Source organism: Streptomyces sp. 147326 (assembly GCF_045000215.1).
GTDB lineage: Bacteria > Actinomycetota > Actinomycetes > Streptomycetales > Streptomycetaceae > Streptomyces.
The window spans coordinates 2,046,771-2,068,859 of record NZ_CP134201.1; the positions used below are offsets into that span (position 1 = coordinate 2,046,771).

A 22,089-nucleotide genomic window follows, 5' to 3' on the forward strand; every position below is an offset into this window, starting at 1 on the left:
TGCATTGGGTAATGGCACGGAATCCGGCAGGTTGGGTACGTACGTTCTCATGAGCCAGCCGCAACCGGTCATCGAATCGGAATCTGACGTTCCGACACCTGTCCCTCCGGCGTCGACCTACCGTCTCCAGCTGCGTCCGGAGTTCCCCTTCCCGGCGGCCGAGGCAGCCGTACCGTACATCGCCTCGCTCGGCGTGTCACACCTGCACCTCTCCCCCGTCCTGGAGGCGGTACCCGGCTCCGCGCACGGGTACGACGTCACCGACCACTCCCGTGTACGGGCCGAGCTCGGCGGCGAGCCGGGCCTGCGCGCCCTGGCCCGAGCCGCCCGGGCGCACGGGCTCGGCCTGGTCCTCGACATCGTGCCCAACCACATGGCGGTGCCGACGCCGCTGCGACTGAACCGCCCCCTGTGGGAGGTGCTGCGGGACGGACCCGACTCGCCCTACGCCCGCTGGTTCGACATCGACTGGGAGGCCGGCGGCGGGCAGGTGCTGCTGCCGGTGCTCGCCGGGCCGGTGGAGTCCGGCGCGCTGACGGCCGACGGCGACGTACTGCGCCACGGCGAGCAGGAGTTCCCGCTGCGGGCGGGCACCGCGGGGCTGGCGCTGCCCGAGCTGCTCGCCGCCCAGTGGTACCGGCCCGCCTGGTGGCGGGAGGCCCGGACCTCGCTCAACTACCGGCGTTTCTTCACCATTTCGGACCTGATCGGGGTCCGCGTGGAGGACCCGGAGGTGTTCACCGCCACCCACGCCAAGGTGCTGGAGCTGCTCCGGGACGGGGTCGCGCAGGGACTGCGGATCGACCACGTGGACGGCCTGGCGGACCCGGAGGAGTACCTGAGGCGGCTGCGGGCGGCGGCCGGGGACGACTGCTGGGTGGTCGTCGAGAAGATCCTCGCCCGCCACGAGCGGCTGCCGCCCTCGTGGCCGGTGGCGGGGACCACCGGGTACGACGCCCTGCACCGGGTGGACGGGGTGTTCACCGACCCGGCGGGGGCCGCGGAGCTGGCGGACCGGTACGGGCGGTCCACCGGGCTGCCGCAGTGGCCGGAGGTGTCCCAGGCGTGCGCACGGGAGGTCCTGACCGGCGACCTGGCCGCCGAACTGCGGTCCCTGGAGCGCCGGTCCGGTCCGGAACTGGCCGAAGCCGTACGGGAGCTGCTCATCGCCTTTCCCGTCTACCGGCCCTATCCCGGCGAGCCGGAACTGCCGCCGCAGGCGCTGGAGCGGGCGGCCGCGGTGGCCGGCGCCGGCCCGGTGGCCGGCGTACGGGAACTGCTGCTGCGCGATCCGGCGTTCGCGGCCCGCTTCGCGCAGACCTCGGCGGCGCTGCGCGCCAAGTCCCTGGAGGACCGGGCCTTCTACCGGTACGCGCCGCTGCTGTCGGCCACCGAGGTCGGCGGGGAGCCGGGGCAACCGGCGGTGACGGCCGAGGAGTTCCACGCGTACTGCGCCGCCCAGGCCCGGGAGTGGCCCGCGGGCGGGACCGTGTTGTCCACGCACGACACCAAACGCAGCGCGGACGTCCGGGCCCGGATCGCGACCCTGTCGCAGGCGCCGGAGCTGATGGGCCGGCCCGCCGGCCCCGACCCCCAGCTGGCCTGGGTGGCCCGGCAGACCGCACTCGGGCTCGGCCCGGTCCCCGATGCCGTGCCCCGGCTGTCCGAGGCGCTGCTCAAGGCGGTCCGCGAGGCCGCCCTGCGCACCAGCTGGACCGAGCCGGACGAGGACTACGAGGCGGACGTGGCCGGGTACGTCCGGGCCCCCCACGACCTCCCGGAGGAGCTGGCGGAGGCCGCCCGGGCCAACCTCCTCGGCATGGCCCTGCTGCACCTGGCGATGCCGGGGGTCCCGGAGGTCTACCAGGGCGCCGAGACCGAGTACCGGGCCCTCGTCGACCCCGACAACCGGCGTCCGGCCCACTTCCCCCGCCGGGAACTGGCCCGGCTGGACGCGGGGGCCGCCGCGCAGGACCCCGCCGAGGAGAAGCTGGCCCTCACGGCCGCCCTGCTGCGGCTGCGCCGGGACCGGCCGGAGCTCTTCCGGGGCTACGCCCCCGTCCCGGCGCTGGGCCCGGCGGCCGGCCATCTCGTGGCCTTCACCCGGGCCCCGGGCCTGCTGGTGGCGGCCACCCGGCTGTCCCACCGGCTGGCCGCGTCCGGTGGCTGGCGCGACACCCGGCTGCCCCTGCCTCCCGGCACGTGGACCCCCGTCCTCCCGCCGCACCCCGGCCCGGACTCCCCCGTCTCGCACAGCGGTTCGGCCGAGGTGACCGACCTGCTGGACGGCCGCCCGGTGGGCGTCTGGCTCCGCCGGTGATCCCTCGGCGAAGACCGGCGGGGGGCTCCAGGAGCGGTACCGGCCGGACCGGGCCACGGCAGGTCCGGCCGCTCAGTCCGGCCGGGCGCTCGCGGCCGGACCTGCCGTGGCGGCCGCCGTGGCTGCCCGGCCCCCGAACAGTTCCGCGAAGGCCTCCGCCGCACCGGTCAGCGGGACCCTGGAGAAGACCGCCAGCGACCGGTGCCACGGCGGGTCGAGGGTGAGCAGTACGCAGTCCTCGCCGACGGCTCCCCGGACCATGTGGGCCGGGGCCATGACGACGCCCACCCCGGCGGCCGCCATCCGTACGGCCGTCGAGGTGTGCTCCGTACGCAGCACCGTGCGCGGGGTGAAGCCGACCGCGCCGCACGCCCGGTCCAGTACGAGGACGCCGTCGACCAGCGGTTCCATCGCACAGCGGATCCAGTCGCGGTCGGCGAGCTCGGCGAGGCGGACGGCTCCCCGCCCGGCCAGCGGATCGTCGAAGGGGACGACGATGACCAGCTCCTCCCTGCCGATCCGCAGCAGCGGGCCCATCCACTCCGCGGGCTCCGGGCCCACCGCGAGGTCGGCGACGCCCCGCTCCAGCTGCTCCTCCAGCTCATCGGTGGAGCCGTACTCCCGCATCACCAGCGACACCCCCGGGTGCAGCGCCCGCCAGCGGGCGGCGATGCCCGGGAGCAGACCGACGGCCACGGCGTGCACGGTGGCGATGTGCAGTTCGCCGCCCGCCACACCGGCGGCGGCGCGGGCCGCCCGCTCGGCCTGGCGGGCGCTGCGGACGGCGAGCTGCGCGTGCGGAAGGAAGGCGCGGCCCATGGGGGTGAGCCGGACCCCGCGCGGCAGGCGCTCCAGCAGGGCGCCGCCGACGGACCGCTCCAAGGCCTTGACCTGGTGGGACAGGGCGGGCTGGGTGACGTGCAGGGCGTCCGCGGCACGGGTGAAGGAGGACTCCTCCACGACGGCGAGGAAGTACTCCATCTGGCGCAGGCTCATGAGCCGGAAGCATAAAGAGCGTGCATGGCACCCAGAAGATCATTTCCTTGGACGTGGCGCAACGGGCCGTCCAGGCTGGGCACATGACCAACGACGTGAGCAACGACAGCACCAGCACCGCGGACGTGATCGTGATCGGTGGCGGCACCGGCGGATACAGCACCGCCCTGCGTGCCTCGGCCCTCGGCCTGACCGTCCTGCTCGCCGAACGCGACAAGGTCGGCGGGACCTGCCTGCACCGCGGCTGCATCCCCAGCAAGGCGATGCTGCACGCCGCCGAACTCGTCGACGGCATAGCCGAGGCGCGCGAGCGCTGGGGGGTCCGGGCGAGCGTGGAGTCGGTCGACTGGTCGGCGCTGACCGCCACCCGGGACGACATCGTCTCCCGCAACCACAAGGGCGTGGAAGGACATTTGGAGCACGCCGGGGTGCGCGTGGTGCGCAGCGGCGCGCGGTTGACCGGGCCGCGCACCGTCCGCACCGAGGACGGGCGGGAGTTCACCGCGACCCGCGGTATCGTCCTGGCCACCGGGTCCCGGCCGCGGGTCCTGCCGGGGCTGGAGCCCGACGGGGCCACGGTGGTCACGAGCGACGACGCGCTGTTCGCCCCCGGGCTGCCGGCTTCGGTCCTGGTGCTGGGCGGCGGGGCGATCGGGGTGGAGTACGCCTCCTTCCACCGTTCCATGGGCGCCGAGGTGACCCTGGTCGAGGCGGCGGACCGGCTGGTCCCGCTGGAGGACGCGGACGTCTCCCGGCATCTGGCGCGGGGCCTGAAGAAGCGCGGCATCGACGTGCAGACCGGGGCCCGGCTGGAGGGGGCCACCGTGGCGGGCGGGACCGTCAAGGCCACGGTGCGGACCGCGCGCGGGGAGCTCCGCGAGCTGACGGCCGAGCGGCTGCTGGTGGCGGTCGGGCGGGTCCCGGTCACCGACGGGCTGGACCTCGCGGCGGCCGGACTGGCCGCCGACGAGCGGGGGTTCGTGGCGCCGGCCGACTGGTCCCGGCTGGAGACCTCCGTCCCGGGGATCCACGTGGTGGGCGACCTGCTGCCGCCGCCCTCGCTGGGGCTGGCGCACGCCTCCTTCGCGGAGGGGCTGCTGGTCGCCGAGACCCTGGCCGGGGTGGCGAGCGCACCGGTGGACTACGCGGCGGTCCCGCGGGTGACGTACTCGGCGCCGCAGACCGCCGCCGTCGGGCTGACGGAGGCGCAGGCGCGCGAGGCGGCGTACGACGTGGTGGTGAACACGATGCCGCTGACCGCCGTGGCGAAGGGGATGGTGCACGGGCAGGGCGGCACGGTGAAGGTGGTCGCGGAGCGGGGCGGGCGGGTGCTCGGCGTGCACCTGGTGGGACCGCACGTGTCGGAGATGATCGCGGAAAGCCAGCTGATCGTGGCCTGGGACGCCGAGCCGTCCGACGTGGCCCGCCACATCCACGCCCACCCGACGCTGTCGGAGGCCGTGGGCGAGGCCTTCCTGTCCCTGGCGGGCCGCGGCCTCCACCAGCAGTAGCCTCGCGTTTCAGCCCCTCCGGCATTTGAGGAGCGGGGGGTCGGGGGCGGCGCCCCCGCAACGGCGCCGCGCCCGACCGGTCCGGGGAACTGCGGGGCCTGCGGAGCAGTAGGCGGCGGGCACGGCGGGCATGGCATCACTTGTGACTCTCCTCCGTGACATGTGCTACCCCACGCCGCGCGAACTCGGGCTGGCCGCCCGCGCACTGGCGGACGAACACCCCGGCGAGGTCCGGCTCCGCCAGGCCGGAACCTCCCGGGCCGGGCAGCCGCTCTGGGTCCTGTCCATCGCAGCCGTCGGGCCGGTCACCCGCACCCGCACTCCCGCCCGCAACGTCCTCGTCGTCGCCGGGGCGCACGCCAACGAGCCGGTCGGCGGCGCCACCGCCCTCTCGCTCGCCCGCCGCCTCCTGCACGAGCCCGCGCCGCGGGCCGGCTGCGGCTGGCACTTCCTGCTCTGCGCGGACCCGGACGGCGCGGACCTGCACCGCACGCCCCGCCCGTACTCGCTCCTGGACTACCACCGGAGCTTCTTCCGGCCGCCCGGCCCCGAACAGCCCGAGTGGGCCCCGTCTTTACTGCCGCCGGACCGGCTGCCGCCCGAGACGCTGGCCCTGACCGCGCTCATCGACGAGCTGCGGCCCGTGCTCCAGGTCTCGCTGCACGCCACCGATCTCGGCGGCTCCTGGGTCCAGCTCACCCGGGACATACCCGGCCTCGCCGAGCCGTTCGCGAAATCGGCCGCCGAGCTGCGCATCCCGGTGGAGAACGGGGCCTCGGACGCCGCCGGCTGGCCCTCCCCCGGCCCCGGGATCTTCGTGATCCCGCAGCCGGGGAGCGAGGCCGCCGGGGCCTTCCACCCCGAGGACACCCGGCTCAGCACCTGGTACCACGCCCACCGGTACGCCGGCACCACCGCGATCGTCGAAGTCCCCATGTGGGCCTCCGACCTGGTGGACGATCCGGCTCCGCACCCCGATCCGCGCGGCGCCCTGCGGATGCTGGCCGGGCGGCTCACGGCGGACGCCGCTCTCGTCTCCGGGGTGCGGGACCTGATCCGGCCGGGTCCGCCGCCGTACGAGGACCGGGCCACGGCTCCGCTGCTGCGCGCCGTGGACTGGACGCTCGCGCTGATCCCCCGGATCGCCGTCGAGTGGACCGGCGCCGGGGCCCCCACGGAGGCCACAGCGGCGTACATCGCCAGCATCGACGCCTTCGGGCGGCGGCTGTCGCTGCGCGCCGCCGCGATGCTGCTGCGGGTGCTGCGCGCGCAGGGGCATCCGGCGGCGCCCGGGCTGGACCGGCTGGTCACCGGGTGGTGCGAGGACTTCGCGGCCCGCTTCCGGGCCCGCTGGGTCCCGGTGGCCACCCAGGTGGAACACCAGTCCCGGACCGTCCTGGCCACCTACGAGCGCCTCCTGGCGGCCGACCGGTCCCCCTAGACCATCGGGCGGTCGGGCCGTCAGGCGGTGGGCTCCACGGGCAGGGCGTACCGGCGCTTGGGGAAGCCGGTGGCGCCGAGCCGGTCGTAGAAGCGGATCGCGCCCTCGTTCCAGTCGGGGGTCTGCCACTGGACCTGTTCGAGGCCGAGCTCGCGGGCCAGTTCGCGCACCCCGTCCATGAGGGCGGCGCCGAGACCGTGGCCGCGCGCCTCCTGCGCCAGGTAGAGGCAGTCCATGTGCAGGTAGTGGCGGGCGTCCCAGAAGGCGAACTCGGCGGAGCAGGCGGCGTATCCGGCGACCGTGCCGTCCGTGTTCTCGGCGAGCAGCACCCACAGCCGGGCCTCCTCGGCGAACAGCTGCGGGCCGAGCCGCTCGGCGAGGCCCGGCGGGCGCGGCGCCGACTTCTCGTACGCGACGTGCTCGTGGACGAGCTCGACCAGGCGGGGGAGGTCCCCGACGCGTGCACGGCGGATGACAGGCGTGTGTTCCATGCCCGCCATCCTGCGCGGTGGCTCCCGCCCGCGGACGGGCGGGTCCCGGCGGACGGACGGGACGGTCTGCGGGGCGCTGCCCCGCAGACCGTCCTGGTCCGTGAACGGACCCTCACCGCACCTGCCGGGCAGGTGGGTCACATCCGGCTTCAGTGGAAGCTGGTGTTGTGGCACTGGAAGCTGGCGGAGCTGGCGAGCAGCACGTCACCTTCCCCCTCGGCGATCTCGAGCTGCTGGAGGCTGAGGATGGACATGGACTTCACCTCCTTTCCGTGTTCGTGCGAGCAGGGTCAACCCGGCTTCAGTGGAAGCTGGTGTTGTGGCACTGGAAGCTGGCGGTGCTGCCGAGCAGCGCGCCGCCCTCTTCCTCGGCGATCTCGAGCTGCTGGAGGCTGAGGATGGACATGAACGTCACCTCCTTTCGGGCATCGGGGTGTCGGGGTGTCGGGGGTTGCGCGGGCCGGGAGCGGCCCGGCGGGCTCAGGCGAGGGTGCCGTGGCACGCGTAGCTGATGGCGCTGGCCAGCAGTACGCCTTCTTCCTCGGCGATCTCGAGCTGCTGAAGGTTGAGGATGGACATGACGGTCACCTCCTTTCGGGTATGGGGGTTTCGCTGGACCGGGAGCGGTGCAGCGGGCTTCGGGCGGCGGTGGTCGGTGCCGGACCGCCGAGCAGGGGGAGGAAGAGGTCGGTGCGGCGGTGGGCGGCGTCCATCGCCAGGAGCACTCCGGCCGATCCGGTGGCGAGGTCCATCGACAGCCGGACCAGGTGCTTGCCGGGGAAGGCGAGGCCGTCGCCGTGGGGGACGGCGTGCCGCCACACGTCCCGCCGGTGACCCTGGAGAGCGGCCTGGTCGTCGGCGCCCCGGCCGGCAACCGCCAGGAAGTACAGCAGTCCGGCGCGGCCGTCGAGCAGGCCGGGGAAGACGGTGAACTGGCCGCGTGCCGCCTTCCGGATCGCGCTGAGGGCGTCGGTGAAGCCCGGGTCGGCGCGGTGCTCCAGGAAGGCTGCCAGGGCGAGTCCGATGCCGGTGGATCCGGTGCCGAGGTAGATCACGGACCGCCAGCCGTCGTCGACCTGCAGGGAGCCGTCGACGTCCGCGCATCGTTCGAGGTCGCGCCGCAACGCCTGTTCGGCGAGGTCGAGGTGACGTGGCTCGCCGGTGCGTTCGTGGAGGCGGACGAGGAACAGGGCGGCTCCGGCTGCCCCGGTGGTGAGGCCCGCACCGGGGTCCGCGCCCGGGTCCACACCGGGGCCCGCACCGGCCGGGCGGGCCAGGGCGGCTTCGACGCGGTCGGCGATGCGGCGGGCGTGGTCGAGGTGGCGGCCGTTGCCGCCGCGGGCGTGGAAGCCGAGGGCGGCCAGACCCGTGCCGGGCAGTCCGGTCAGCAGGCCGAGGCTGGTCGTTTCGGCGGAGCGGTCGAGGGCCCGGCCCAGGATGTCGGCGGCCTCGTCGTGCCGTCCGAGGAGGTCGAGGACGGTGGCCACGCCGCAGGAGCCGTTGAACAGGCCGACCGGTGCGGTGGTGACGTTCCGCAGTGCCGTGGCGGCGAGCCAGTCGGTCCAGGCGGGGTCGACGGCGTGGCCCGTGGCGTGCAGGGCGTACAGGACGCCCGCGGCGCCGTGGGACAGGCTGGTTCCGCCGCCCTCCTGGGCTCCTTCGGGGTCGTTGGGGAAGAGCCTGTCGTTCCGGTCGGGGGTGGCGGAGGCGGTGAGCGCGGCCACGAGCCGCGCCCGGTTCTCCTCCCAGTCCGGGCCGGCGGGACTGGGGCCGGGGCCGCCGAGCGCCGGTGTGGTGGTCCCGGCGATGGTCGCCATGGCCACGGCTGCGTCGCGGGCGTAGCCGACTGGCAGGGGGAAGCGTTCGTGCGCCCAGCGTGCGAGCTGGTCGGGCTTGGCCGGGTCCAGGGCGGACAGTGCTCCCAGCGGGATGAACTGGCCGAGCCGCACGGCGGCCAGGCCGTAGGCGTCGACGTCGGTGCCGGTGACGTGGGCGGGAGCGGCGAACCCGGGTGCGCCCAGAAGGCCGGTGCGCCGTTCGCCCACCGGGTGGGCGGCTTCGAGGTCGATGAAGGTGACGGTGTCGTCGGGGCGCACGATGATGTTGTTCGGGTGCAGATCGCCGAAGACGATCCCGGCCCGGTGGACGGCCTCCGTCGCCGCGGCGACCTTGTCGAGGACCGCCAGCGACCAGCGCGTGTACTCCACGTACGCCTCCGGTGTCGCGCCGGGACGCACCAGCGGCAGGCGCAGCACGCCGGCCTTCGCCAGCGAGTCGCCGTCGATGTGCTCCTGGACGAGGAAGTGGTGCTCCCAGTAGGTCTCGTAGCCCAGTACGCGCGGTACGAGGCCGGTGCCGGCCAGTGCGGTGAGCATGCGGTGCTCGTTCCGCAGTCGGCCGACGGCGTCGAGTCCCTGCGCGTCGAGCCCGGCCAGGGGCCGTGCTTCCTTCAGTACGACCAGGTCCCCGGTCTTCGGGTCCTTGGCCAGGTAGACCCCGCCCCCGTTGGAGAAGTGCAGCGGTCGCACGATCTCGTACGGCAGGTCGACGCGGCTGATCGCGCTGAACCGTTCGATGCGGTCGCGGATGAAGTCCGGCATCGGAGCCCACCCCGGAGGGGTGAACGCCGCGGTACGCGGATCGCGCACCGGCGTTCCGTCCGGCCGGACGATGGCCAGCACGGGCGCATCGCCCCCGTCGTGGGCCCATCGCGCGGCGAACGCCCCGTACCGCACGAACACCGGGCTGCTGTCGCTCCAGCGCAGGTCGGAGAGGATGTAGGGACCCTGCTGCCCGTCCAGTGCGGCCGTGAGGCCGTCCAGCAGCGCCTTCAACTCCTCGTCGCCCGCCGGGTAGACGGTGATGAACTTTCCCGAGGAACCCCGGTGGGCGTACTTGGAGTTGAACGCCGACAGCAGCCGGCCGCTGCGCAGGTACTTGAAGGCGACGCGGTGTGAGGTGCAGACCGCGGCGGTCCTGTGCAGAATGTCCTGGGCGGCTGGGGCCGCGGCCGATATGTGGATCTTCCAGCCCTGCGTCGGCAGCGGCCGGCCGAAGAACACCCGTACCCACACGTCCGCGTCGTCCTGCGACACGGTGGCGTCGCCCACCGGCGGCGGTGTCCAGCGGTCGTCCTCGTCCCGGATGCGCTGCGGCACGTCGTAGAACACCGGGTCGGCCAGACAGAAGGCGTACATCTGAGCCAGGTTCATCGCGTCCCCTTCCCGGACTCGTGGAGGGCCAGTTCGTCGGTCATGGCCGTAACTGTGCGGCGGGCCGGTCTTCGTGGGATGAACGGGCTGCCATCGCCGGCGATCGCCGGTGATCACCGCGTCGATCGGCCGCTCATCCCGCGTGGACGGCCACCGACGATCTTGTTTCCCGGCGGCCGCATAGCCGCGCACCGTCACGGAACAAGGAAAGAGCCCCTCATGATCAACTCGAAGCGCATCCGCCTCGCGCTCGTCGCCCTCGTCGCCTCCGGAGCGGCGCTCGCCGCAGCCCCCGCCCAGGCCGCGGGGACCGTCACGGCCGCGACCCGGACCCAGGCGTCGATCACCACCCAGGCCGAGTCGCCGATCTCGCTGATGCGCTGCCGCGACGACGGCCAGGGCTGCCCCCTCCCGGCCAAGCCGGACTGCGGCCGCAAGTTCGCCCCGACTACGATCGACTTGTGGTCGCAGCACATGCGGGACCGGATGAACGAGCGGACCTTCACCGAGGAGCAGGCGCGGGAAGCCGTCAGGATCGGCGCGGACGACGCCTGGTGCCAGGTCGACGAGGGCACCTGGTACTACGACGCGCAGCTGAGCGGCGGGGGTCGGCTGGTGGTCGTCGTCGGCTGGGACCGCGCCTCGCGTCAGTCGACGGCCGTCACCGGTTGGTGGAAGAAGTAGGGGCCGCCGGCCCGCCCGGATCGCGTTCGGGCGGGCCGCCGCCACACCGTCGGACACCGTAGGACCACCCGGCACCGCGGAGGAGGTTAGACCGGATGCGCGGAGGAAATCCGGCTGTGCCCCGGGGCGGCGACGGCCACCGCTTCCGGTTGCTGGGACCGGTCCGGATGGTCCTGCGCGGCGCCGCGGTCCGCCCCGGCCCGCCCCGACAGCAGGCGGTCCTGGCCGTCCTGCTGCTGCGCCGCCGCCGGCCGGTCACGGTGGACGAACTCGTCGCCGCCGTCTGGGGGGACGACGCCCCGGCCCGCGCGGCCGGCAACCTGCGCACCTACGCGTGGGGGCTGCGCACCCTGCTCGAACCCGGCCGCGGCGCCCGCGAGCCGGCCCGGGTGCTGCTCGGCGACGGGCGCGGGTACGCGCTGCACACCGCGGAGGACTCGGTCGACGTCCTGCGGTTCGAGGGGCAGGTCGAGGCCGCCCGGCAGGCGCGCGGACGCGGCGACACCGCAGCCGAACACGCCCTCCTGTCCGACGCGTTGGGACTGTGGACCGGAGAGGCCCTGGCCGGCGTGCCCGGCCCGTTCGCGGAGGAGGAGCGCGTCCGGCTCGGCGCCCTGCGCACAGCCGCCCGCAAGCGGTACTTCGCGTGCGCGCTGCGCCTCCGCCTGCACCACGCCGTGATCCCCGAACTGACCGCCCTCACCAGGGGGTTCCCGCTCGACGAGGAACTGCGCGCGCTGCTCATGCGCGCCCTGCACGGCTGCGGCCGGCAGGCGGAGGCGTTCACCGTGTTCGCCGACACGCACCGGATCCTCGGTGAGGAACTGGGCGTCGCCCCGTGCGCCGAGCTGACGGCCCTTCATGCCCGGTTGCTCGCCCACGATCCGCCGCCCGTCGCCCCGGACCACCGGCCTCCCGCGCCTGTCCGAGCGCCGGCCCCGGCCCCGCCGCCGCTGCCGCTGCCCCCAGGGCAAGAGGCGCTCCCGGAAGCGGCGCACCATGCCCTCGCCCAGGCGGAGCGCCTCCTCGCCGAGGGGGTCGACCGCGGTGTCGTCCCCGTCCTGACGATCACCGGGCCGGCCGGGGCGGGCAAGACGGAACTGGCCGCGCGGATCGCCGACCGTGTCGCCCGCCGCTTCCCCGACGGCCCGCTCTTCGTCGACCTGCGGGCCTCCGGCCCCGTCCCGGCGGGCCCCGGCCCGCTGCTGGCACACCTCCTGCACGCCCTCGGGGTCCCGCCGGCGAGGATTCCCGCCGACCCGGATCAGCGGGCCGCGCTCTACCGGTCGGCCCTCGCGGGACGGCGCGTCCTCGTCGTCCTCGACGGCGCCCGGGACGCCGCCCAGGTCACCCCCCTGCTGCCCGGCGCACCGGGCAGCGCCGTCCTCGTCACCACCCGGTCCCGCGCCCTCGCCCTGCCCGGCGCGGCGCTCATCGAGCTCGCCGCCCGCCCGTACGCCGGGGAGCCGTCCTCCGGCGAAGGCGTCGGCGAACCGGCCGCCGCCGCTTGCGGCCAGGAGGGCCTGCCGCCCGAACTGGCCCGTGCCGCCCACCGGCTCGACCGCCGTCTCCCCCGCCACGGAACCGACCTGTCCGTCGATGCCATCGCGGAGGTGCTGGACACCGGCCGCGAGAACGCGGCCCGCATCGCCGAGGCCCTGGTGGACGCGAGGGCTCTCGACACCCGCGCCGCGGGCAGCTACCGCTCCCCGGACCGGCCCTGAGGGGCCGGCGACCGGCCGGCAGCCTGTTTTCGTGACGCTGACCCGGAGTTTCGTCACGCCGCGCGGCTCCCCGTACCTCCTGAAGATGCATGGCACTCACATGATCCTTTGACAGTGCGGTCATGTCGTCGACCGGGCTGGCAAGGTCGTGTCGTGCCCGGCGGGCCGGCGCCCCCGGCCGGTCCGCCGGGCCGTGCGAACCCGTCCGCCCTGCAAGGGAGCTGACGCCGTGCGCACGATCGCCGCAGAGTCAGGAACGGAGTCCACCGTGAGCAGCGCCCCGCCCGAACCGTTCTTCTCCGTGCTCGGAGCGGTCCAAGCCCGTCGGGGCGACGCTCCGCTGCCCCTCGGCTCGCCGCAGCAGCGGGCGCTGCTGGCGATGCTCCTGCTGCGACGCAACGACGTCGTCGATCTCGACGAGATCATCGACGGCCTCTGGGGCGAGGAGTTGCCGCGCACGGCGGTGGGCACGGTCAGGTCGCACGTCTACCGGCTCCGGCGCGCGCTGGGGCCCTGCATCGCGACCCACGGCCAGGGGTACCTCCTGGACAGCGGGCCCGGCGCACTGGACCTCGACGTGTTCGAACAGCTGGTCGCCGACGCCCGCACGTGCACCGCGGCGGAGGAGACCGGCGAGGCGGCCGAACTGCTGGCCCGGGCGCTCGGGCTGTGGCGGGGGGCTCCGCTCGCGGGGCTTCCGGGCCCGCACGCCGCGATCCACCGCGAACGCCTGTCGGAACTCCGGCTGTCGGTGCTGCTGGAGCGCATCGAGCTGGACCTGCGGCTGGGACGCCACGCCCGCCTCGTTCCCGAGCTGACCAGGCTCTGCGCGGAACACCCCCTGCACGGGAGGCTGCGGGAACTGGCGGGGATCGCCCTGGCACGCAGCGGGCCCACCGCCCGGCCGGCGGGGGGCGAACCCGCCGGGCGCCCGCACCGGACCCCGCCCGGACCGCCGCCCGGGACCCGGCCCAGGACACAGCCCGGCACCCCGCCGCCCGGGACCCCGCCCGACACACAGCCCGGGCCGCCGCCCGCCGGCGAGGCGCCCCCGGCGGCCCGCGAGCGGTCCGTCCGCGCGGACGCCGCCACCGCGCTGCCCCGCCCGGCCCAGCTCCCCTTCTCACCGGGCGACCTCATCGGCCGCACCGAGGCGGTACGGGACCTGCTCGACGCCCTGACGGCGCCTCGGGCCGGATCCGTCGCGGTCGCCGCGGTCACCGGCACCGGCGGCGTCGGGAAGAGCGCACTCGCCGTCCACGTCGCCCAGCGACTGCGGGACCGCTTCCCGGACGGGCAGTTGTACGCGAGCCTGCGCGGCACCTCGGCGGAGCCCGCGGACCCCGGTACGGTCCTGGCCGGCTTCCTCCAGGCGCTCGGGGCGCAGGAACCTGCGATCCCGGACGGGCCGGAGGAGCGGGCCGCGCTCTTCCGTACGACCGTGGCCGACCGGCGGATCCTGCTGGTCCTGGACGACGCCCGGGACACCGCCCAGGTCGAGGCGCTGCTTCCGGGCTCGCCGACCTGTGCGGTGCTCGTCACCGGCCGTGCCACGCTGGACCGGCTGCCGGCCGTCCGGCGGGTGCGCCTGGAGCCCCTGGCCGCCCCGGAGGCGCTGGCCCTGCTCGGCGCCGTCGCCGGGCCGGACCGGATCGCCGCCGAGCCCGAGCAGGCGGCGGCCCTGGCCGAGCGGTGCGGCGGCCTGCCACTGGCGCTGCGCCTGGCCGGCGCGCGGCTCGCGGCCCGGCCCGCGTGGTCGTTGACCGACTTCGTCCGGCTGCTCGACGGCCACCATCCGGCCTTCCCCGCGCTGCCCCCGTTCTCCGTGTTTCCCTCGTCGGCCGGATCCCAGGACGGCATCACGGCATGCGTCCGGCCCAGTTACGACCTGCTCGACGACGAGGAGGCCCGGCTGTTCCGGCTGCTGGCGCTCACCCGCCGGGGCACCACGGACGTCACGGGGGCGGCGGCGCTCGGCGGGCTGTCACCGTCGCGCGCCGGGCAGTTCCTGGAGCGGATGACCGGGCTCGGGCTGCTGGAGTCGCCCTGCCCCGGTGTCTACCGCCAGTACCCCCTGCTGCGGATGTTCGCGGCCGAGCGCTCCCGCGAGGACGACCGCCCCGGCGAGCAGGCCGCGGCCTTCACCCGGTTCCTCGACCACCTGCTCGCGGTGGCCCGCACCGTTCACGCCGCCGAGCGCCCGGGGCACCGCGTCTCCGGCCTGCTGCCCCCGGAGGGCCGGCCCGGCCGCCCCGACAGCCGGCGGCGGCTGGTCGACCCCGAGCACGACGGCGCGCTCGGCGTCGCCGCGCAGACCCTCGAGGCCGTGCCGTCGGCCGTCGCGGTGGCCGCCGATCTCGCGCTCGCCGTCGAACCGCTCCTGGAGGGCTCGTACCTGTGGGCCCAGTCCCTCGACCCGGTCCGCCGGATCCTGCGGACCGCGCAGGACCAGGGGCACCTGCGTGCGGCCGGCCGCGCCGGCTACGTGCTCGGCAGCGCACTGGCCCAGCTGGGACGGCTGGACGAGGCGGACCGGACGCTGGACGACGCCGAACACGCGGCGCTGGCGGTGCGGGACGACGCCGTGCGCACCGAAATCCTCAACCGCCGGGCCCACGTCTGCCAGTACCGGGCGCACTGGCGCCGGGCCGACATCCTGCACCGGGAGGCCGTCGCCGTCGGCGAGGCGTACGGCAGCGCCTGGGCCTGCCGCAACGCCCGTGCGAGCAGCGTCAGTACGCTGCTCCGGCTCAGCCGCCGCGACGAGGCCGCCGAGATCAGCCGGACCACCCTCGTGTCCGCCGTCGACGCGGGGGACCATCGCGGCGAGGCGTACGCCCTCTACAACCTGGGGCTCACCGCCCGGCACCTCGGCCGCACCGACGAGGCGGTCGCCCGGCACCGGCAGAGCGCCGCACTGAGCGCGCGGCACGGCTGCCCCACGGTGGAGGCGATGAACCTGGTGTCGGAAACGACCGCCCAGCTGGCCGGGAACCGCGTGCCGGAGGCCGTGGAGTGCGGCGAGCGTGCGGTGGCGGCGACCCGCCGGATCGGCTGGCACGCCGCCGAGGTCCGGGCCCTTCGGCTCCTGGGCAGTGCCCTGGCGGCTGCCGGCGACCGGAAGCGGGCCGGGGCCCGGCCGGCATCGGCCGCGGACGTGCTCGTCCCTTCCGGCCGGTCCCGGCCCCCGCTCGATCCGCCACTGGCACCCGAGGGTGCGTCCTGACCGGGGCCGCGAGGCGGACCCGTCCGGATCCGGTTCCCCACGGCGCACGGGGGTTTCGTGACGGGGGCCGTCGCGTTTCGTCACGCGCCCGCGGTGGGCCCGTCACCCCCGGGCCGCGACTTGCGGCGGGCCCGGTAGGCCCGCGCCCGGCAGGACGCCGAGCAGTGCCTCGCGGGCCGGCCCGGGGCCGGGTGGCTCCCGGCGGCCGCCGGCAGTGCTCGTCCGCAGCCGGGACAGCCGGGCGGGCGGGCCGGGCCGCCCGTGTCCGGGGCCGGGGTGGCCGCCGGCTCCGGGGCAGGGGCCGGGCATGGGGCAGGCGCTGCCGCCGGCGCCGCTCCGGGCGCCGGGGACTGCTCCGCCGCCCCGGCGGCCGGTGCCTGTTCCGGAGCCTGCGCCAGTGCCTGTTCCGGAGCCTGCGCCAGCGCCTGTTCCGGAGCCTGCGCCAGTGCCTGTTCCGGAGCCGGGCTGCGGCCCTGGGTCAGGCCCTGCCGTTCGGCGATCACCCCGGCCTGGAAGCGGCTGTTCGCGCCCAGTTGGAGCAGCAGCTCCGAGACGTGTCGACGGCAGGTCCGCAGCGATATCGCCAGGCGTCGCGCGATCGTGTCGTCCTTGAGTCCCTTGGCCAGGAGCGCCAGGATGCTCTGCTTGACCGTTTCAGAGATGTCGTGGGCCGCCTGCGGGCCGGTGGCGAACGGCGTCGCGTACTCCCAGTCCCGGTGGAAGACGTCCAGCAGGTAGCCCAGCAGGTCCGGCTCCCGGATCAGCAGCGCCCCGCCGGACCGGGACGGCAGGAAAGCCAGCTCCCCGTCGACGACGATCATCTGCGGGAGCACCTCGGGAAGCGTGCGGATCTCCGCCCCCGCCCCGATCAGCCGCTCCGCGTGTGCCCGTGTCACCGGGTCGAAGCGGGTGGCGTGCTGGTACAGACTGCGCATCCGCACGCCCCGCTCCAGCAGCGCGAGGTCACGCGGCAGCGCCTCGCGCAGCGCCGGCTCCGGGAACGAGCCGCCGTGCTTGGACACCAGTATCTCGGCGCGGCAGCCGTCGATGACCTCCGTGAGGAGGGCGCGCACCGCGAACTGGTCGGGCAGGTGGTCGATCGTGCCCTGCGGGAAGACGTGCCGTCGTGCCTGGAGGTAGACGGGGATGAGCCCGGTGAAGGCGTCCCGCCGGTTCTGGAGTTCCTCCCTGCGTGCCCGCAGCTGCTCCTCGTGCGCGCGCAGCGCGGCCTCCGGCCCGGACAGCAGGTGTGCCCCCGCCGCCTGAGGGCTGACGGCCTGCCAGCCCTCGCCCGCCGGCCGCAGGAGGCAGGTGTCGGTGAGCGAGCGGACCGCCGCGCGGCACTCCTCCTCGGTCAACCCGGTCTCGGCCGCGGCCCTCGGCAGGGCCGCGGGGGCGAGCCCGCCCTGCACGAGCGCCCACCGGTACAGCACGATCGCCGCGTCGTCGACCTCGGGTAAGCCGGCGTCCGCGCCCGCGCCTGCGCCCGTGTGCAACTGCTTGCCTCCTAAAAGTGCATGGCACACACATGATCCCTTACGTGCCTGCCGGTGTCACGCCGGCCTCTGGCAGAGTCGAGGGCAACGGGGGATACGGCGCGACCGACCAACGCGCCCTCCGGCAACGTTCCACATACGCAGAGGAGTTGTCGTGATCAGCAAGAACGCAGCATGGGTGGCCGCGCTGGCCGTCGCGGGTGCCATCTGGACGGGTACCGGCACCGCGGCCGCCGCGACGTCGGCGGCGGACGCGCCCGCCGGCCCCGCGGCCACGGCGGTCAGGGCCGGCACGGGGCTCCCGGACGCGGGCGACTGGCTCCGCGAGATCCGCCGGGGCGATGACACCTGCGTCACCACGACGGCCTGGGGCGACGCGTACTGCCCCGGCAAACCGCTCGCCTAGGACCGCCCGGGGGACCGGGTGCGGGGGCGGCGGACACCATCCGCCGCCGGTTGGGTGGACGTGGGCCCGAACCCGGTCACAGCAGGATCCGAAAGACACGGCCTGGGGGTGTCCTGCCTGATCGGCACGACACCCCCTAGCTCGCCGAGAGCCGGAAGGTCATCTTCCCGAAGCTGATCTGGTCCCCGGCGCGGACCACCGCGGAGCCGGTCACCCGGCGCCCGTTGACCGAGGTCCCGTTGGTGGAGCCGAGGTCCTTGAGCACCCACATCCCGTCGCGCAGGCTCAGTTCCGCGTGCGCCCGGGAGACGGTCTCGTGGCTGAGCCGCAGTCCGTTGCCCGGGTCGCGGCCGATCCGCAGGACGGCCGCGCTCGGATGCGGGAGCAGCAGCTTGGGCAGTTTCTCGGCGGCCCAGGCTTGCCGGATGCCGACGGAGACGGCCGAGGCCCGGCCGACCCAGCCGAACAGCCGACGGGTCCACGGGCTTTCGGCGGCGTCCCGGGCCTGGAGGTCGGCCGTGAGGACGGCGAGGTCCTCGGAACGGCGGGCGACCAGGGCGAGTTCCATCCGGCGCAGAAAGGTGTCGTGGGACAGCTTGCCGAGGGCAGCGCCCTCTCTGAGCTGGCCCAGCGCCCGGTCGCGCTCGGCGTCGGACAGCCGCGGCGCGGGGTAGGCGGGGATCTCGAAACTCGACGTCACAGGGTGATTGTCGGCCCGTCGGGGCCGGAGTGTCCAGAACTCCCCCGCCACGCCCGGAATGATGGGCAGGATACGCATGCCGGCCACCGCCGCTGACGAGGGGACCGTCCGTTGCAGTTCGAGGTGTGGGCACCGCAGACAGGTCGTGTCGCCATGCGACTCGACGGGGTGACGTACGCGATGGCGCGCGATCCGGACCGGGCCGGCTGGTGGACCGTGGAGGCCCCGGCCGGCGAAGGGAGCCGCTACGGCTTCCTGCTGGACGGCGACACGGTCCCGCGGCCCGATCCGCGCGGGCGGCGGCTGCCCGACGGCCCCGACGGGCTGTCGGCCGTGGTCGACTTCGTGGCCCTGGCCGAGGCCGTGGCCCCGCCGCTCCCGCCGCCGCACACCCGGCTCCAGGACGCGGTCCTGTACGAGCTGCACATCGGCACCTTCACGCCCGAGGGCACCTTCGACGCCGCCGCCGCCCGCCTCGGGCACCTCACCGCCCTCGGCGTCACGCACGTGGAGCTGATGCCGGTCTGCTCCTTCCCCGGCCGGCACGGCTGGGGGTACGACGGGGTGGCGCCCTGGGCCGTGCACGAGCCGTACGGCGGCCCGGCCGGGCTGGTCCGGTTCGTGGAAGCGGCCCACGGCGCCGGGCTGGGCGTGGTGCTGGACGTGGTCCACAACCACCTCGGCCCCTCCGGCAACCACCTGCCCGCCTTCGGCCCGTACTTCACCGACACCCACCACACGCCCTGGGGCGCGGCGGTGAACCTGGACGCGCCCGGCTCCGACGAGGTGCGCGCGTACCTCGTGGGAAGCGCGCTGGCCTGGCTGCGCGACTACGGGATCGACGGACTGCGGCTCGACGCGGTGCACGCGCTCGCGGACGGGCGGGCGCTGACCTTCCTGGAGGAACTGTCCGAGGCCGTCGACGGGATGGCCGCGGACACCGGCCGGCCTTTGTTCCTGATCGCCGAGTCCGACCGGTGCGACCCGCGCACCACCACCCCGCGCTCCGCCGGCGGCCTGGGCCTGCACGCCCAGTGGAACGACGACTTCCACCACGCCCTGCACTGTGCGCTGACCGGTGAATCCCAGGCGTACTACGACGACTTCGCCGGGGCCCCGCTGGCCGCCCTCGCCAAGACCCTGACCCGGGCCTTCTTCCACGACGGAACCTGGTCCTCGTTCCGCGGCCGCACCCACGGCCGTCCGGTGGACCGCCGCCGGACCCCCGCCCACCGCTTCCTCGGCTACACCCAGACCCACGACCAGATCGGCAACCGGGCCCTGGGCGACCGGCTCTCGGCCTCCCTCTCCCCCGGTCTGCTGGCGTGCGCCGCGACGATGGCGCTGACCGGGCCGTTCGTGCCGATGCTGTTCATGGGCGAGGAGTGGGGGGCGCGGACCCCGTGGCAGTACTTCACCGACCACCCCGACCCGGAGCTGGCCGAGGCCGTACGGACCGGCAGGCGCCGGGAGTTCGCGGCGCACGGGTGGAAGGCCGAAGAGGTCCCCGACCCGCAGGACCCGGCGACCCGTGACCGGTCCTGCCTGGACTGGTCGGAGCCCGAACAGGCCGTCCACACCCGCCTGCTGGAGTGGTACCGCACCCTGGTCTCGCTCCGCCGCGGCCACCCGGACCTGCGCGACCCGGACCTGGCGTCGGTCCGGGTCGCCCACGACGAGGAGCGCCGCTGGATCACCTTCCGGCGGGGGGACGTGCGGGTGGCCGTGAACCTCTCCCCGGAACCGGTGACGATCGCGCTGGGCCGCAACGGGGTGCGGGTGCTGGCCTCCTGGGAGCCCCTCGAACACCCGGGCCCCGACGGCCGGATCCACGTGCCCGGCGAATCGGCGGTCGTGCTGGGGCCGTGAGGCCGCGGTCGCCCTGGCTCGCCGGGCGGCCCTACTCGACGACCGCCAGCTCGCGCGGGGCGTTGTTGAGGCGGCGCCCGCCCTCCTCGGTGACGGTCACGATGTCCTCGATGCGGACGCCGAACCGGCCCGGCAGGTAGATGCCCGGCTCCACGGAGAAGCACATGCCGGGGACCAGGGGCTGCTCCTCGCCCTCGACCATGTACGGGGGCTCGTGGGTGGTGACGCCGATGCCGTGGCCGGTGCGGTGGATGAAGCGGTCCCCGTACCCGAACTCGGTGATCACCGCGCGGGCCGCCCGGTCCACCTCCTGGCAGGAGACCCCGGGGCGGACCGCCGCCACGCCCGCCTGCTGGGCCTCGCGGACGATGTCGTGGACCCGCTGTTCCTCGGCGGTGGGCTCGCCCACGTGCACGGTGCGGGAGATGTCGGAGCCGTAGCCGAACCGCAGGCCGCCGAAGTCGAGGACCACCATGTCGCCGCGGCGGATGACCCGGTCGCCGGCCTCGTGGTGCGGGTTGGCCCCGTTGGGGCCGGAGCCGACGACGGTGAAGTCGACCTGGGAGTGGCCGTGGGCGCGCAGCAGGGCGGCCAGGTCGGCGGCGACGTCCGTCTCCCGGCGGTCGGCGAAGGGGAGGTGGAGGATCTGCGCGTAGGCGGCGTCGGCGGCTGCTCCCGCCGCGGCGAGGCGCCCCAGTTCCCGTTCGTCCTTCACGGCGCGCAGCATGGGCAGGCAGTCGGTGAGCGGAGCGTAGGAGGTCTGCGGCAACTCCCGCTGGAGGCCGAGGAGATGCAGGGCCCAGGTGTTGTCGCTCACCCCGAACCGCCCGGTCGGCCCCAGCAGCGGCGCGGTCACGGCGTACGGGTTCATGCCGTCGGCCCAGTCCCGCAGGGTCAGCGCGGCGGCGCCCGGGGCCTTGGCCGCGTCGGGGGCCTCCAGTGCGGGGGCGACGAGCACCGGCTCCTGCCCGGCCGCCAGCACGAGCAGGGTGAGCCGCTCGGTCTCGGCGGTGGGCCGGTATCCGGTGAGGTGCGTGAGGTCGGGCCCGGGGGCGATCAGCAGTCCGGCCAGTCCGGCGTCGGCGGCGGTCTGCGTGGCCGCGGCCATCCGGGCGGCGTAGTCGTCGGCCGTGAAGGGTGCCGGGTCTTGGGATGCGGCGTCACGTGTCATACGGGTGATCCTGCCGTGAGCCGGGCGGCGACGGCGATGGCCGCGCCGGTCGGGGTGCCGGGCGTGAGCAGTTCCGTACGGTGCACCAGGCGCGGGGCGGACAGCGGTACGGCGACCCCCGCGCGGGCGGCCTCGGCGACCCGGCGGGGCAGCAGCGCGAGGCCGTGCCCGGCTGCGGCGAGGGCGCAGAGGGCGTGCAGGTCGGTGCCGTCGTAGCGGACGGAGGCGCGGGCGGCGGTGAGCGGCAGGCCCACGCCGGGGGCGTCGAGCCAGCGCGCGTCGGCGAGGTCGTCCAGCCGCAGAGCCGTCCGCCCGGCGAAGGGGTGCCCGGCGGGCAGGAGCACGGCCAGCTCCTCCTCCCCGATTCCGGTCACGGTGAGCGGTGCCACGTCGGGCAGCCGCAGCGGGTCGCTGGGCGCGGCGGGGCCGTCGACGAGGCCGAGGTCGCAGCCCCCGGTGGCGACGGCGGCGGGCACCTCGGCCGGGGGAAGCACCTTCAGGGTGACGCCGGTGGCGGGCAGGGCCGCGAGAAGCCGGGGCCCGACGGCGAGCGGGGACGCGGCGAGGGTGACCCGGCCGGGCGGGGCGGCGGTCAGCCGCAGTACGTCGGCCCGTGCGGCGTCGAGCCGCAGGAGCAGCGGCCCGGCGTGCTCCAGCAGCCGCGCCCCGGCCGCGGTCGGCGCGACGGGCCGGCGGGTGAGCAGCTCGGCCCGCAGGTCCCCTTCGAGGGCGGCGATGTGCTGGGAGACGGCGGACTGGGTGTAGCCCAGCTCGCGGGCGGCGGCGGAGAAGGAGGCGAGCCGGGCCACGGCGACGAAGGTGCGGAGCAGGTGCGGGTCCAT

At 75.3% G+C, this 22,089-nt stretch carries 15 protein-coding genes; 8 read left to right on the forward strand and 7 right to left on the reverse strand.

From position 1 onward, the window contains the following. Positions 1–49: 49 nt before the first annotated feature. Positions 50–2,320, forward strand: coding sequence for a malto-oligosyltrehalose synthase (gene treY / locus RIU97_RS09245; RefSeq protein WP_404955059.1), 2,271 nt, complete (start codon positions 50–52; stop codon positions 2,318–2,320). 72 nt (positions 2,321–2,392) lie between these two features. Here the strand turns inward: treY and RIU97_RS09250 are convergent, their stop codons facing one another. Then, positions 2,393–3,316 (reverse strand): LysR family transcriptional regulator, encoded by a 924-nt coding sequence (locus RIU97_RS09250; protein ID WP_404955061.1) that lies wholly within the window; start codon positions 3,314–3,316, stop codon positions 2,393–2,395. Between the two features lie 83 nt (positions 3,317–3,399). Between RIU97_RS09250 and lpdA the strand changes: the two genes are divergently transcribed. Both lpdA and RIU97_RS09260 read left to right on the forward strand, forming a co-directional pair. After that, on the forward strand, positions 3,400–4,827 hold the full coding sequence (gene lpdA / locus RIU97_RS09255) for a dihydrolipoyl dehydrogenase (protein ID WP_404955063.1): 1,428 nt from the start codon (positions 3,400–3,402) through the stop codon (positions 4,825–4,827). A gap of 160 nt (positions 4,828–4,987) precedes the next feature. Next, entirely contained in the window at positions 4,988–6,268 is a 1,281-nt protein-coding gene (locus tag RIU97_RS09260; protein WP_404955065.1) for a M14 family zinc carboxypeptidase, read from the forward strand. 20 nt (positions 6,269–6,288) lie between these two features. Here the strand turns inward: RIU97_RS09260 and RIU97_RS09265 are convergent, their stop codons facing one another. Both RIU97_RS09265 and lanKC read right to left on the reverse strand, forming a co-directional pair. Beyond that, positions 6,289–6,759 (reverse strand): GNAT family N-acetyltransferase, encoded by a 471-nt coding sequence (locus RIU97_RS09265; protein ID WP_404955068.1) that lies wholly within the window; start codon positions 6,757–6,759, stop codon positions 6,289–6,291. A 584-nt stretch (positions 6,760–7,343) separates the two neighbouring features. Then, positions 7,344–9,971 (reverse strand): class III lanthionine synthetase LanKC, encoded by a 2,628-nt coding sequence (gene lanKC, locus RIU97_RS09270; RefSeq protein WP_404955070.1) that lies wholly within the window; start codon positions 9,969–9,971, stop codon positions 7,344–7,346. Positions 9,972–10,190: 219 nt separating this feature from the next. On the opposite strand from lanKC, the gene RIU97_RS09275 reads away from it, so the two are divergent. The 3 genes from RIU97_RS09275 to RIU97_RS09285 all read left to right on the forward strand — a co-directional run bounded on the left by RIU97_RS09275 (position 10,191) and on the right by RIU97_RS09285 (position 15,605). Then, on the forward strand, positions 10,191–10,655 hold the full coding sequence (locus tag RIU97_RS09275; RefSeq protein ID WP_404955072.1) for a hypothetical protein: 465 nt from the start codon (positions 10,191–10,193) through the stop codon (positions 10,653–10,655). 95 nt (positions 10,656–10,750) lie between these two features. Further along, positions 10,751–12,379, forward strand: a complete 1,629-nt coding sequence (locus RIU97_RS09280; RefSeq protein WP_404955074.1) for a BTAD domain-containing putative transcriptional regulator — start codon at positions 10,751–10,753, stop codon at positions 12,377–12,379. Between the two features lie 268 nt (positions 12,380–12,647). Further along, entirely contained in the window at positions 12,648–15,605 is a 2,958-nt protein-coding gene (locus RIU97_RS09285) for an AfsR/SARP family transcriptional regulator (protein ID WP_404955076.1), read from the forward strand. Between the two features lie 80 nt (positions 15,606–15,685). Here RIU97_RS09285 and RIU97_RS09290 read toward each other — a convergent pair whose 3' ends face one another. Beyond that, a complete protein-coding gene (locus RIU97_RS09290; protein WP_404955078.1) occupies positions 15,686–17,101 on the reverse strand; it encodes a LuxR C-terminal-related transcriptional regulator in 1,416 nt (471 codons plus the stop codon). 154 nt (positions 17,102–17,255) lie between these two features. Here RIU97_RS09290 and RIU97_RS09295 point away from each other — a divergent pair, with 154 nt between their 5' ends. Then, the gene (locus RIU97_RS09295) at positions 17,256–17,507 is read left to right on the forward strand and encodes a hypothetical protein (protein WP_404955079.1); all 252 of its coding nucleotides are present in this window, start codon (positions 17,256–17,258) and stop codon (positions 17,505–17,507) included. Positions 17,508–17,643: 136 nt separating this feature from the next. Here the strand turns inward: RIU97_RS09295 and RIU97_RS09300 are convergent, their stop codons facing one another. Then, positions 17,644–18,207, reverse strand: coding sequence for an FHA domain-containing protein (locus RIU97_RS09300; protein WP_404955081.1), 564 nt, complete (start codon positions 18,205–18,207; stop codon positions 17,644–17,646). Positions 18,208–18,318: 111 nt separating this feature from the next. Between RIU97_RS09300 and treZ the strand changes: the two genes are divergently transcribed. Further along, the gene (gene treZ, locus RIU97_RS09305) at positions 18,319–20,076 is read left to right on the forward strand and encodes a malto-oligosyltrehalose trehalohydrolase (protein WP_404955083.1); all 1,758 of its coding nucleotides are present in this window, start codon (positions 18,319–18,321) and stop codon (positions 20,074–20,076) included. Positions 20,077–20,107: 31 nt separating this feature from the next. Here treZ and RIU97_RS09310 read toward each other — a convergent pair whose 3' ends face one another. Together RIU97_RS09310 and RIU97_RS09315 are read right to left on the reverse strand one after the other, a co-directional pair. Next, positions 20,108–21,247, reverse strand: coding sequence for a M24 family metallopeptidase (locus RIU97_RS09310; RefSeq protein WP_404955085.1), 1,140 nt, complete (start codon positions 21,245–21,247; stop codon positions 20,108–20,110). Continuing rightward, on the reverse strand, positions 21,244–22,089 hold the full coding sequence (locus tag RIU97_RS09315; RefSeq protein ID WP_404962796.1) for a LysR family transcriptional regulator: 846 nt from the start codon (positions 22,087–22,089) through the stop codon (positions 21,244–21,246). The genes RIU97_RS09310 and RIU97_RS09315 overlap by 4 nt, the downstream gene beginning before the upstream one ends.